The organism is Fundicoccus sp. Sow4_H7, from assembly GCF_052115865.1.
Lineage (GTDB): Bacteria > Bacillota > Bacilli > Lactobacillales > Aerococcaceae > Fundicoccus_A.
Genome location: NZ_JBQKME010000009.1, coordinates 57,537 through 71,530, shown reverse-complemented (window position 1 = coordinate 71,530; position 13,994 = coordinate 57,537). Strand labels below are relative to the sequence as shown.

Genomic DNA, 13,994 nt, shown 5'->3' with positions numbered 1-13,994 from the left:
TATAATTATGCTAAATATTCTACAATAATGTCTTGGAAGATATCAATAAATTCAATATATTCATCCACTTTGACAAACTCGTTAACTTGGTGCGGCAAGGTCGGTTCTCCAGGACCAAAAATAAGGAAATCAAATGTTTTGTCTGCTTGGCTAAACTGTGCCCCATCTGTAGTGGCTGATAGACCAACAATCGGTAAATCACCTACCACTTTTTTCGCCGCTTGAATTAAGTCAGAATCTTCCGGCATATCCACTGGAAAATTATTTTGCGTAAAGGTTAATTCTAATTTCCCATCGATTTCTTCGTTAATTTCAGAAATAATGTTGTTGAACAAATCATGAATTTTCGCATTATCAAATTCAGCAATCGAACGGATATTACCTTCAAGAGCCGCGCTTTCAGGAATACTATTAACTTGTGTGCCCCCACTAATAAGTGTAATGGCGTGGGTCGTCCGCCCTAATTTCTCGCTTTCATATTGGTCAATAACTTCCGCCATCGCAGGACTAATTTTAGACATGAAGATATTTAATTGTTCAATGGCATTGATGCCCTCTTGTGGCATAGAACTGTGAGCCGCCTTACCTTTGGAAACAACTTTGTAACTAATCGAACCTTTGTGAGCAGAGATAAGTGATTTTGCTCCACTCGGTTCTGCAATTAACAAACCGTCCAAATCGTCTGCATAACCTAATTCCGTTAATTGCTTGGCCCCTAAAGTTCCAATTTCTTCCCCAAAGGTAGCTAAAAGTTTAATTTTACCATTGAACGGACGACCAGATTCCTTCAGTTCAATCATCGCTAATACTAGGGCTGTGGTCCCCGCCTTCATATCGGTTGTTCCGCGCCCATACATTTTACCATCTTCAATGACCGCATCAAACGGTGGATAGATCCATTCCGATTCATCACCTGCCGCAACCACGTCCATATGACCGCTAATAGCTAAAACCTTGCCATCTTCATTGCCTTTCAATTCGGCGACTAAATTACTTCGATTACCTTCATATTCCACAATTTCCGAGTCAATACCATGTTTAGCCAATAAATCTTTAAAATAATTCGCCACTTCTGTTTCATGGTCATTAACCGATTTAATCCGAATCATATCTTGCAAAATCGCAATTTTTTCTTCTTTATTCATCGTGCGCCTCCTAATGTATTTACTTCTAGTATACAACTTCTTTCCTAAAAAAATAAAAATCAAGCTTTGAATAAATATCTCTGCATCATATTCAAAGTTCGTTTATAATAGGAGAAACACAGAAATTAGGTGATAATCATGCTTGACCCACAACTCCAACAGTACTTTGAAAACGACATTATTCCTCAATACAAACAATTTGATGGCGCCCACCAACCTGACCATGTCTATCAAGTCATCAAAAACAGTTTAGAAATTGCCGCTGATTATGATGTAGACCTTGATATGGTCTATACCATTGCTGTTTTCCATGACCTCGGTTTACGTCAAGGACGTGAAGGACATGAACGCGCATCAGGATTGATAATCGAAAATGATGAGCAATTGAAAATGTATTTTTCAACTGAGCAAATCAAAACCATGGCTGAAGCCGCAGAAGACCATCGCGCCTCTCGCCTAGAACCACCCCGTTCAATTTACGGAAAAATCATTGCCGAAGCCGACCGTGATATTGACTTTCAAAGAGTTTTGGACCGCTGCATCCAATTCCAACTTAGTTACCATCCTGACTTTAATCAAGAAGAAAACTACGAAGCTGTTTATAATCATATGGTTGATAAATATGGCCCGAATTCTTATATGAATTTTTGGCTTGAAACGAAGAATAATAAAGAACAAATGGAAATTCTACAAACGATTTTGGCGGATGAAGATGCGTTTAAGAAATATTACACTGCGAGTTACGAAAGATTAATTGCGAGTGATCCGCTCGGATGAAATCCACTTTTCGTACGACCGCGAACCAGCCGCTCGGATGAAATCCACTTTTCATACGAGCGCGAGTCAGCCGCTCGGATGAAACCTCCTTTTCAAACGAGCGCGGGCCGTCCGCTCGGATGAAATCACCTTTTCAAACGAGCGCGAGCCGTCCGCTCGGATGAAATCACCTTTTCAAACGAGCGCGAGTCAGCCGCTCGGATGAAATCACCTTTTCAAACGAGCGCGAGTCAGCCGCTCGGATGAAATCACCTTTTCAAACGAGCGCGAACATACCGCTCGGATGAAACCTCCTTTTCAAACGAGCGCGAGTCAGCCGCTCGGATGAAACATCCTTTTCAAACGAGCGCGGGCCGTCCGCTCGGATGAAACATCCTTTTCAAACGAGCGCGCACGATAACTAAATTAATTTACACAATTTTTGGACCTGTTTGTCAGTTGTAACCCAGAACGACATGTTCTTGCATCTTTCCCCTGTCACAACACAAAAAGAGCCTAAAAAAATCCCAATTTAAAATAGCCAGTAAGTTCACAATGAACGTTCTGGCTATTTTCCTCTCCATATTCAAAAATCACTCACTCATAAATAAAACAGCGATATTTATTTTAGTTGTGATCGTAGTTGCCGTTTTGCCAAAGCACAAGTTTGCCTTGGGCTTGGCTGGCTTTGACATCCACGATGCGTTGGTTGCTGCTGCCGCGAAAGCGCAAGGTCAGATCGCGCAAACTAAGTTCGAAGCGGCCATCAACCAAAATATCGACATAGGAAAGCAACTCCAATTTGTCGTCAGTTTCTTGCAAGAGCTCTTCGTAATAATAGCCACTCCAAGCCCAAATGTCTTTGCTATTTCCAAATTCATACCGAATCCGCTTCGCCAGCTGCAACAAAACCGGTGTATTGAGAAAGGGCTCGCCCCCCAACAATGTCATCCCTTGTACATAGGGCTGGCGCAAATCAGCAATAATCTGGTTTTCCAACTCCAGCGTATAGTCAATCCCATAATTAAAATCTTGCACAATTTTATTATAACAACCGGCACAATTAAAGGGACAACCGCTGACATAAATGCTGCAACGCACGCCTTCGCCATCTACAAAATTAAATGGTTTATAGTCAGCAATTTTATTTTTTGTAAAACGTTCGGCCGTCCATTCAGCAGGCTTGGGATTATAAACCATTTAAAACCTCTTTCCTTTAATAAATATCCCTAGTACTTATCTAAATGACTTAAAATACGCATGCGGGTTTCTTTGTTCATGGCGCGGGTCGCATCTTCTGCTAAAACTTGATCGGCAGTTAAGTGTTTCACCCGAGCACTAATTTCCTTATGACGGCCTTTAACCATCGGTCTAATTTGTGGGTTGCCAAGGTAACCACAGGTTCTTTTAACCACATCACAAGTATCAGGATTGCTATTACCGCACTGTGGGCAGCGGAAACCGCGAGCAGTTGGGTCAAAATCACCTTTAAATTGGCATTCAAAACATTGGTCAATCGGAGTATTCGTTCCTAAATAACCAATTTTATCGTAAGCAAAGTCCCAGACAGCTTCTAAGGCAGCAGGATTTTGCCGTAAATTTGGATATTCGCAATAATGAATAAAACCGCCGCTGGTGTATTTTGCATAATCTTTTTCAAAGTTGAGTTTTTCAAATGGATTAGGATCTTTACGGACATCATAATGAAAACTATTGGTATAGTAATCTTTGTCAGTAATATCTGCAATCACACCAAACTTTTCCTTATCCAATCGACTAAAACGATCGGTTAAACTCTCTGAAGGCGTACTGTAAACACTAAAATGATAGCCGTAAGTATTGCCCCAGGCATCCGTATGCTTTTTCATATGACGTAAAATATCTAAAGTAAATTCCTTCGCTTCTAAGTTATGCTCCCAGTCTGGTCCGTAAAAACAGCTAGCCGCTTCATATAAGCCAATAAAGCCTAAGGATATGGTAGCTCTTTTGTTCTTAAATACCTCATCCACCCCATCAGAGAGATTCAAACGTTTTCCAAAGGCCCCGTGCTGGTAAAGGATTGGCGCATTTTCAGTTAAGGCTTCACGGCAACGTTCAATTCGGTACAACAAAGCTGTTTTGGCGACTTCCAAGCGTTCATTTAAAATTGTCCAAAATTGTTCTTGATTCCCATCGGCTTCAATAGCAATACGCGGAATATTTAAGGTCACGACCCCTAAATTCATCCGGCCACTATTCACTTCGTTACCATTCTCATCCAGCCATCCCTGTAAAAACGAGCGACAGCCCATCGGCGCTTTAAAACTACCCGTTAATTCAACAATCTTATCATACATCAAGACATCGGGATACATTCTCTTTGTAGCACAGTCCACAGCCATTTGTTTTATATCATAATTAGGATCTGTTGTTTTCAGATTAACCCCATCTTTTAAAGTAAATACCAACTTAGGAAAAATGGCAGTTCTTTTTTCCCGTCCTAGCCCTTCCAAACGTACTTTTAAAATTGCTTTTTGAATATGGCGGCTAAACCAATCTGTCCCAAGACCAAAGCCAAGGGTGGTAAAAGGCGTTTGTCCATTGGAAGTGTACAAGGTATTTATTTCATACTCTAAACTTTGCATCGCATCATAAATATCTTTTTCAGTTTTACGATAAGCATAAGCTTCGTGCTGGCTTGAGTCTTCAATCCACTCTTGCGCTGTTTTTAAATGTTTTTCAAAATTTAAACGCGCATATGGAGCGAGGACTTCATCAATTCGATCCGCACTACAACCACCATATTGCGAAGAAGCAACATTGGCGACAATTTGAGCAATTTGGGCGGTAGCCGTATTGATTGAGCGCGGAGACTCCACTTGGGCATTCCCAATATGAAAACCTTGACTTAGCATGCCTTTAAAATCAATTAAACAGCAATTCGTCATGGGTGAATAAGGATGGTAGTCCAAATCGTGATAGTGAATGTCCCCTTTAAGATGCGCATTAGCAACAGCCGGCGGTAGCATGGTTAAACCAATTGCTTTGGCACTAACCCCTGCCGTTAAATCACGGGTGGTATTAAAAACACGGCTATCCTTATTGGCATTTTCATTCACAACAGTTTGATCGCCGGATTGTAATTCATGGAGTTTTTGGGAAACATCATATTGTGCTTGTTTATCTTGCGCTTGTTTTTTCGAAACAGCTTCAAACAATTCAGTTGCTTCAAACAACTGATTATTTCTTAAAACCTCCATAACAATCAAATAAATACTACTGCTTGTAATGATTGTTGTAGATTGACTAAAAATTAAAGCTTCTATTTCATTCACAATTTGTTGAACAGAAAAATGGCTTTTGACCGATTTAAAAACATTTTCGATTACGGTGGCAATTTGATACGAACGATAAGAAACTATTTGCCCGTCTCTTTTCTTAACTTTTAAATCCGTTGTGGTTTGATAAATATTATTCATGTTAACGACTCTCTGTTCAGACATATTTCTTACCTCTTCCTCATACTGCTAATTATTCATTATAAAAACTATAACATTTACCTATAGTTATAGCAAGAAAAATTACTATATATATGGATTTTTTTATTTTTTAAACACAATATATAGTGTTTATTTATTTAAACGTTTTATATATGTGGGTTATAGCAATAATCAATTTGTCTAACAGTCCTATCTTTAGCATAATCCTAGCGTCTATTTTATAATATATTTATATGATTATTTATTGATGCTATCCGCAATCACACAGGTTTCTTTTGGTATCAAACATCTTTCGATTTGCCTCATATACTTGCAGCTGAAAGAAAAGTATTACGGTTTGGATCAGCAACGCATGAAGCGTGGGTTTATTTAAATGGGCAAGAGATTTACCACCACAAAGGTGGTTTTACTCCCTTTGAAATGGACATTACTGAAGTCGCAGTCCCAGGAGAAAATCTCCTCACAGTTCGGATCAGCAATATGCTTGACCATACAACACTTCCAGTAGGTAACTACTCTGAAACGACTGATAGCCAAGGCCGACTCAAAAGAAAAATGGATAAAACTTTGACTTTTTCAATTATGCCGGTATCCATCGCCCCGTTACTTTATACACCACCAACCATTATTTTATCGAAGATATTCGTATTAACCCCCAACTCAATCATGACTTGTCACAGGCAACGATTGACTTTTCAGTCGATACGAACAAATTGAATCAACATGAGATATTTATTGAAATAATGGATGAAGAAGGCGAAGTTGTCGCGAGCGGTAAACCAAATTCCGCTTTAACAATCGAGCAACCGCATTTATGGCAACCATTGCATGCTTATTTGTATACAGCAAAAGTTACATTAAAAGATGGGTCAAATATATTGGATGTCTATAACGAGCCATTTGGTATTCGCAAAATTGAAGTGAAAAATGGGAAGTTTTTAATTAATCATAAGCCATTCTACTTTAAAGGATTTGGTAAACATGAGGATAGTTATGTGCATGGTCGTGTGGTTTAGATAATGCGCTAAATGTCTTAGATATTCAGCTAATGAAACGGATGGGTGCCAACTCATTGCGGACGTCCCATTATCCTTACTCCGAAGAAATGATGCGCTTATGTGATCGTGAAGGCATTGTTGTTATTGATGAGACAACGGGAGTTGGCATTATGGAATCCTTTAATTTTGACGTGTCTGCTGTTGGTGATCCTAACTTTACAGACAATACTTTTACGACATTAGATACGACTCAAGCCCATGAACAAGTCATCCGCGAACTCATTGCACGGGATAAAAACCACGCCTGTGTAGTAATGTGGTCGATTGCCAATGAACCAGCATCCTATAGCCCAGGTGCTTACGAATATTTTAAACCGCTATTTGATTTAGCTAGAGAATTAGATCCTCACATACGTCCATTGACGCTGGTTCAAATTATGATGTCCATGCCTCATACTGACAAAACGACAGACCTTGTGGATGTCATTTGCTTAAACCGCTATCTTGGTTGGTATCTATCACATGGTGATTTAGAAACGGCAGAAGGTCAAGTCCGGGCTGAACTCCTGGAATGGACAGAAAAATATCCAGACAAACCAATCATGTATACGGAGTACGGTGCCGATACGGTGGCGGGCATTCATTCAATGGAGGCTACTCCATTTTCAGAAGAATTCCAAGAAGACTACTACGAAATGAACCACAGGGTATTTGATGAATTTGATAACTTTATTGGTGAGCAACTATGGAATTTCGCGGACTTCCAGACAAAACTTGGGCTTAATCGTATCCAGGGGAATAAGAAAGGGATATTTACTCGCGAACGTCAACCCAAAATGGCAGTGCGGTCGATTGCTAGACGTTGGAATAATATTCCGAACTTTGACTATAAAGCATAATTTTTTCAGCTATTTTCAGAAATAAATGATATCATATAGTAAATGAGATATTGAAAGGAATGTTTGAATGATTTTTGTTGATAACGGAAATAATTATGACGCTTCGGTAAATATTGCTTTAGAAACCTATTTGGTTGAAAATCGCCTAGTCGATGAACCAATTTTATTGTTTTACATCAATGAACCTTCGATCATTATTGGCCGTAACCAAAATACCATTGAAGAAGTTAACCAACCTTATATTGAAGAAAAAGGGATTCAAGTCGTTCGCCGCATGTCAGGTGGCGGGGCTGTTTACCATGATTTAGGTAACTTCTCTTTCTGTTTTATTAAGGATGACGATGGTACTTTCCGTGACTTCCAAAGTTTTACCAAACCTGTGATTGAAGCTCTCCATAAAATGGGAGCAACCGAAGCGGAATTACAAGGTCGTAACGACTTGCTAATTGATGGCAAAAAATTCAGTGGAAATGCTATGTATGCTAAAGATGGCCGTATGACCGCTCATGGAACCATTCTTTTTGATTCCGACTTAGACGAAGTCAATAATGCTTTGAAACCTCGTAAAGAAAAAATTGAATCAAAAGGGATTAAATCCGTTCGTTCTCGTGTCACCAACATCAAACCTTATGTTGATGATGAATATAAAAACCTAACGACTGAAGAATTCCGTGACCGTATTTTACTTGAAATCTTTAATATAAAAAGCCGAGAAGAAGTTCCAGAGTTTAAATTAACGGATGAAATCTGGGAAGGTGTCATGAAGCTACGTGAAGAACGGATGGGGAATTGGGATTGGAACTATGGTAAATCACCTGATTTCGATATCGCTGAAAGCCACAAATTCCCATTCGGCTTTGTTGATTTCCGCTTAAATGTGAAACAAGGGAAAATTGCAGAAGCAAGAATTTTTGGTGACTTCTTTGGTTTAGGAAATATTTCAGATGTTGAAGACCGTCTGGTTGGGGTAAGATTTGAACACCAAGCCATGATTGACGCGCTAGCAGGGTTAGATCTGAATAAATACATCGGAAATGTCACTGCTGAAGAATTAGTGAACAAGTTATTTATTTAATATTTAAAAGCCTAAGCGATTGTGCTTAGGCTTTTTTAGTGATATTTATTTGAATGGTTTTAAATGTTTTAGTTCCAATAATTATTGGCGGCAGCGACGGTTTGAAAGTGAATGGCAACTACTTGGGAAGCCAAGGTTAAGCTATCAGCGTTGGTCGCATAAACTGGGCGGAGCATCTCACGGATTTTTGGATCGGGTTGCGTCATGCCGACTGCCTTTCTGGCAAGTTTCACGGCTAACTCATAGCCTTCTTGCGGCGTGTCGGTCTTTAGTGTCGGTAACCATTGTTCTGTCATCTTTTTTCCTCCTTTTATTCTTTGTCTAGCTGAAACAAATAAATATCACAAACTAAACACTTTTACTCAAAAACAATAACAGGCATCCCTAGGTAGGCATAGTCGTAAAAAGTCGCCATAATATCAGGCGGCGTATTCACACAGCCAAGCGAACCATTGGTTAAGTAGGCATCCCCGCCAAAATACGGCTGCCAACTCGCATCATGAATCCCTTGCCCCGTATCATCAAACGCCATCCAATATTCAACTGGCTGGACATAGTCCTTTTCAGTCCGCGGATTATAACCGACCAATTCCGATGGCGACTCCTTATTCCAAATAGCATAGGCACCCGGAACTGTATCTGTTCCAATCTGACCCGTTACGATGGGCGTCGAAAGAATTAACTGCCCATCCAAATAAAGAAACATCATCTGATACGACATATCCACTTCGATATAACTATCCGTCACATCATCTAGAGTCCCATTATAGCCCACCCCTACAATTGCCGGTTCGCGAACGACTGAAATACCTGCGTATAGATCATTGATGATCGCCTGCGTTTCTGCCTCGCGATCAATCGACCAGCCCAATGTGCCCGGTAATAGCTGTACTGTTCCCTGCATCGTACTTTCAAAATAGCGATAATCATCGTAGGTCGCATAATAATCATTTAACACCCCTAAATACTCATAAATCAACTGCTGATCAAAATAAATATCACCGTATTCATCAAAATACATCCAGCTTAATATTTGGTCTGCTGTGATCGATTCTTCATAACCTGCAATCAATAAAGTAATATGGAGGTCTTCGTATTTTTTTAGTTGTTCTAATTTGGTTTGCAGTTCTTGGTCGGACTGCTTTAATTCAGGCTCCTGGTAAATGCTGCTTAAATCAAAAGTAGTATCGCCATTAAGGATGGCTTCATGTACTTTTTTTGTTAACTTTTCTTCATTGATGACATTTCCAGTTTCCTCAGGGCGGATGTAAAAACCTTGATTTTCATCATAGTCAATTTGAGCATCCTGAGACAACTCCCTGTCAACTTGCATTAAATCCAATGATTGAATCGCATCATTGAGTGCTTGAGGAGCAATCGTAAGATTAAATGTGAGTGTTTCCTCTGTCTCGTTTGCAGAAGCTACAAGACGAACCAGCCACGAAGACTGATTTTGTTCTGCAAGCAGTGCTTCTAGCTGAGGACGGATTTGAATATCAGGATCTAAATCACTTAACAGTATCGAGCCCCATTCTTTATCCCCTTCTGTCATGCGAATTTGATGGTTTTGAATGGCATGTATAAGTTTAGCTTCAGCCGTTTCTATTGTAGTGTTGCCGATTTCGACACTAGCGAAGCTAGTGTTATTTGCAAAATGCTGGGCGTAATACCAATCGCCCATAAAATAAATTCCTAACAGAAAAATCAGACCAACAAGCATTATTTTTAATTTCTTCTTCATCTCATACCTCCTCTTTATGTGTAATCACAATTGAGTTAAGCATACCGGATATTGACGATTATTTGATTGACCTAGGTCAAGTTTTGATGGGATTTTTATATTGTTTGCTGGTGAATGAAGGTAGGGGGTAGAGAGTTGGGAAAGTTTTGGGGGATGCAGTGGTGGAACGAGGCTAAAGGTTTAAACTCGTTGAAAAAGACTGGCCAGGTCTAAACGAGAGACACTTTGGGTACTCGTTGAGAAAACGAGGACCACTTTGGGTACTCGTTAAAAAAACGAGGACCACTTTGGGTACTCGTTCAAAAAACGAGGACCACTTTGGGCACGCGTCATGCGACTAAGACTCGTTCAACAAACACATACACCCTTTTCTATTTAGAGGGCACGCGTCAGTCCTTCAACCCAAAAAAGGATCCATGCGTTCACCCACCGCATGGACCTTCTCTCATCTCCTCAAAACACATTCCACATTCCCAACCAACCACTCACAAAAAGTACCTTTACCGCAATATCTCCACCACATTTTTGCGCGCAGCCGACCGAGCTGGGAACACACTAAACACAATCCCAATCCCAACGGACACAAACACACTAACCATGGCTGAACCCACATCCAGAACGGCTCCAAAAGGTAAAAACTTAGCAATTCCAAACGCCAAGGCAACACCTAAGCCATAGCCGATAATGCCACCTAAAGTGGTAATCGTCACGCCCTCAAGTAAAAATTGCCATTGAATATTACTTCGCGTCGCACCAATGGCGCGCCGAATGCCAATTTCTTTAATGCGTTCAGAAACAGAAATATACATCATATTCATGACCCCAACGCCCGCAATAAATAACGAAATCCCCGCTACCGCTGAGATAAAGTAAGTAATCATTTGTAATTGTTGGGCCACTTGTTCCATCATTTCCGTTGCATCATAATATTCATAATTACCGACAGATTCATCGACACCATTTTCATTTAGAAAATTAGCCACTTCGAGATTAGCCTGTTTCATATCTGTATCAGGCACATAGTAGACATAAGTATTAAAACTAAAATAATTAGAAGGATATAACTTCACATACGTCCCTTCCGGATACACAATTTGCGTGGAAAAATTCATATACATCATATTATTAGGTTCAGACATCATGAAACTTTGATAGACACCCACAATCGTATATTCACGATTATCAATGGTTAGCGAACGATGCAAAGCTTCTTCTGCACCATTAAACAACTCCATCGCTAGCATATCATCAATCATGATATAGTGACTCTGATAATCAGAATCCATCTGCGTCAAATTTCGGCCTGCCAGTAGCGTATGATGTGTTTCCGTCGCAATTTCAACTTGATAAAAATTTTCCTGCCCCGCATGTTGCACCATCATCGATTGCCCAAAATTCATAATATCGGAATCCGACTTTACCTCATCCACAAAAGGAAAAGCCTCTTCTAAACTCGTCAGCAATTCATCACTAAAAGGATCCAGTGTTTCAAAATCAATATCCACACCGGTAAAATTAAAGTAGAAGTTTTGATTCGGACGCCCCAGCGAATCCCCCGCCAGCTCATCTAAAGTTTGTTGCTGAAAACCATTCCCCAAACTCAAAATCGTAATAACTGCCGCAATCCCAATAATAATTCCGAACATCGTTAAAAAAGTGCGCCTACGATTAAGACTCAAAGTGACAAAGGCCGATTTTAGAATCTCAATAAATATCACCGACCATCACCCCTTTTCTGCCCGCGTATCCGATTGGATTTTCCCATCCACAATCCGGACATGCCGTGTTGCAAAAGCTTGCAGACTGGGATCGTGGGTAACCATTAAAATCGTCACCCCTTCGTCGTGATGTAACTTGGCTAAAATATCCATTATCACACGGCTCGTCTGCGTATCTAAAGCCCCCGTTGGCTCATCGGCAATAATAAATCGCGGTCGATTGACCAAGGCACGAGCGATCGCAACCCGTTGCCTCTGACCACCTGACAATTCCGTTGGTTTGTGATTGATTTTATCTAAAATTTCCATCTTGTCTAACATTTCTTCAACAATCCCTTGGGTTGCTCGAGCTGACATCCCCTTATATATCAATGGCAAGCGCACATTTTCTTTAACGGACATATTCATAATCAAATTAAAATCTTGAAAAACAAAACCAACCATTTGATTTCTTCGATGCGACAATTGATTATCACTCAACTTTTCAATCGATTGATTTTCAAATAAATACTCCCCATCAAAGCGGTTGTCTAGCATGCCAATTATATTAACCAAAGTAGACTTGCCAGACCCAGATGGTCCCATGATCGAAATAAATTCATTGGCATAAATATTTAAATCAACGTTTTTAAGAACATGGAGTGATTGCTCACCCATTTGGTAATATTTATTTATTTGATTGAGTTGAATTAGAGGTTCGTTATTTGACTCCATTATTTGCACCTTCAATCATCTCTTGCTCCATCATTGATTGATAGTATTCTTGATCAATTTGAATCGCTTGGCCATCTTCAACTTCATAAGGTTGTTGGAGTACAATATCGCCTGCATTTAAGCCAGAAGTAACCACCCGTTGCAAACCTTGTTGCTTCAATCGGACAGATTGTTTGTGAGCAAAGCCGTCACGGTACACCATTACAGCATAGTCACCTGAACCATTGTCCATAATGGCTTCTTGGGGAACAGATACGCCAGATAAATAAACTTGAATTTTGACCGAGAAGCCTGGTTGAATATACTCATCAGGTTTAATGGTAAAACCATATTGCGACCCTGTAGAATAGCCTCCCATCCCCATACTTGTTGAATTTTCTCCATCGGTTGACCCAGACGAAATCGGGAATAAATCATGGGCAATCATGGTCCCTGAAACATCACGATTTTCCGCATTAACAAAGATATTAACCGGCACATCATCGCCTAAAGCAAAAAACTCATATTCCGTCACCGTTCCTGTAACAGAAACTTCATCGCTCACAATGCGGACAAATGGCACACTAGCATTATCTTTTCCAGCTGAATTTAAATAGACTTTTCCAGCAAATTTTGCTAAGACACTGCCATCACGTTGCTCTTTCAACCGTGTCATAGCAATTTCTAAGTCTTCGATTTGATTATTTACTTCACGAATTTGAGCTTTAATAGCTTCAGCGCCACCACTATTGTCGATCCCGTTGCCATCAACTAAACCATCGTCGGAATCTCCATTCCCATCAATAATTCCGCTGCTATCATCATTAGAAGAACCTTTGCCATTTCCTTGGGCTTTACCAATAGTCTCAGCAACATAATAATATAATTGCCCATCCTCACCCCAATAAGCCTCCAACAAATCACCCTGATAATTATAATAGCCAGCTGTCAGCTCACTTAATTGCTCAATCAATTCAACCCGCTGATTATACAAACGTGTTTGCGTCCGCAAATTATCTTCGATTTGATATTGAAGTTCTTTATTGTCTTTAGAGTAGGTAAAAAGAGGATCACCTTTTCTAACTGTTTGCTGGTCGACCACATGGACCGCTATAATTTCTCCTAATTCAGCATCATAGAAATACGAATTATCTGTATTCAACTGCGCCATCCCACTTAAGGAAACAGGCTCCTGTTCAAATACCGTATAAGTCGAGTAATATTGATTACCCTCTTCATCCATCATCGGCTGACCCATACCAGCAAAATTCGACCCCATCGGGTATTCTACAAATTCATTTCCCACTTGTCCTGAATTAAAAATTCCACTCACTTGAATATAAATAAGTCCTAGCACTAATAAACCCACTAAAATTCCAATTAAATAATGTCTTTTCTTCATGCAACACCTAATTTCTCAAAGATTGAACTCAACGCCTTATAGTTATTATTAATAATACTTTATTTATAGCTAATTCACTATCAAAAAT

At 39.9% G+C, this 13,994-nt stretch carries 10 protein-coding genes and 1 pseudogene; 3 read left to right on the top strand and 8 right to left on the bottom strand.

What is annotated here, in order from left to right; translation table 11 throughout:
- Nucleotides 1-5: 5 nt before the first annotated feature.
- Nucleotides 6-1,145, bottom strand: coding sequence for an ArgE/DapE family deacylase (locus tag ACTQ54_RS09370; protein WP_441756249.1), 1,140 nt, complete (start codon nt 1,143-1,145; stop codon nt 6-8).
- Between the two features lie 138 nt (nt 1,146-1,283).
- Between ACTQ54_RS09370 and ACTQ54_RS09365 the strand changes: the two genes are divergently transcribed.
- Nucleotides 1,284-1,922: an HD domain-containing protein gene (locus ACTQ54_RS09365; RefSeq protein WP_441756247.1), complete on the top strand. Its 639-nt coding sequence runs from the start codon at nt 1,284-1,286 to the stop codon at nt 1,920-1,922.
- A gap of 606 nt (nt 1,923-2,528) precedes the next feature.
- On the opposite strand, the gene nrdG is transcribed toward ACTQ54_RS09365, so the two are convergent.
- Together nrdG and nrdD are read right to left on the bottom strand one after the other, a co-directional pair.
- Nucleotides 2,529-3,101, bottom strand: a complete 573-nt coding sequence (gene nrdG / locus ACTQ54_RS09360; protein ID WP_441756246.1) for an anaerobic ribonucleoside-triphosphate reductase activating protein — start codon at nt 3,099-3,101, stop codon at nt 2,529-2,531.
- A 29-nt stretch (nt 3,102-3,130) separates the two neighbouring features.
- The gene (gene nrdD / locus ACTQ54_RS09355; protein ID WP_441756244.1) at nt 3,131-5,383 is read right to left on the bottom strand and encodes an anaerobic ribonucleoside-triphosphate reductase; all 2,253 of its coding nucleotides are present in this window, start codon (nt 5,381-5,383) and stop codon (nt 3,131-3,133) included.
- A gap of 240 nt (nt 5,384-5,623) precedes the next feature.
- Between nrdD and uidA the strand changes: the two are divergent.
- Together uidA and ACTQ54_RS09345 are read left to right on the top strand one after the other, a co-directional pair.
- Nucleotides 5,624-7,277 (top strand): annotated as a pseudogene (gene uidA, locus ACTQ54_RS09350) (beta-glucuronidase).
- A gap of 67 nt (nt 7,278-7,344) precedes the next feature.
- On the top strand, nt 7,345-8,352 hold the full coding sequence (locus ACTQ54_RS09345) for a lipoate--protein ligase (RefSeq protein WP_441756242.1): 1,008 nt from the start codon (nt 7,345-7,347) through the stop codon (nt 8,350-8,352).
- A 68-nt stretch (nt 8,353-8,420) separates the two neighbouring features.
- On the opposite strand, the gene ACTQ54_RS09340 is transcribed toward ACTQ54_RS09345, so the two are convergent.
- The 5 genes from ACTQ54_RS09340 to ACTQ54_RS09320 all read right to left on the bottom strand — a co-directional run bounded on the left by ACTQ54_RS09340 (nt 8,421) and on the right by ACTQ54_RS09320 (nt 13,906).
- A complete protein-coding gene (locus ACTQ54_RS09340) occupies nt 8,421-8,648 on the bottom strand; it encodes a hexameric tyrosine-coordinated heme protein (protein WP_441756240.1) in 228 nt (75 codons plus the stop codon).
- A gap of 62 nt (nt 8,649-8,710) precedes the next feature.
- Nucleotides 8,711-10,093 (bottom strand): L,D-transpeptidase family protein, encoded by a 1,383-nt coding sequence (locus ACTQ54_RS09335; protein WP_441756239.1) that lies wholly within the window; start codon nt 10,091-10,093, stop codon nt 8,711-8,713.
- A 500-nt stretch (nt 10,094-10,593) separates the two neighbouring features.
- Nucleotides 10,594-11,739, bottom strand: coding sequence for an ABC transporter permease (locus tag ACTQ54_RS09330; RefSeq protein ID WP_441756237.1), 1,146 nt, complete (start codon nt 11,737-11,739; stop codon nt 10,594-10,596).
- Between the two features lie 78 nt (nt 11,740-11,817).
- Nucleotides 11,818-12,525 (bottom strand): ABC transporter ATP-binding protein, encoded by a 708-nt coding sequence (locus ACTQ54_RS09325; protein WP_441756235.1) that lies wholly within the window; start codon nt 12,523-12,525, stop codon nt 11,818-11,820.
- Nucleotides 12,512-13,906, bottom strand: a complete 1,395-nt coding sequence (locus ACTQ54_RS09320; protein WP_441756233.1) for an efflux RND transporter periplasmic adaptor subunit — start codon at nt 13,904-13,906, stop codon at nt 12,512-12,514. The genes ACTQ54_RS09325 and ACTQ54_RS09320 overlap by 14 nt, the downstream gene beginning before the upstream one ends.
- Nucleotides 13,907-13,994: the final 88 nt, after the last annotated feature.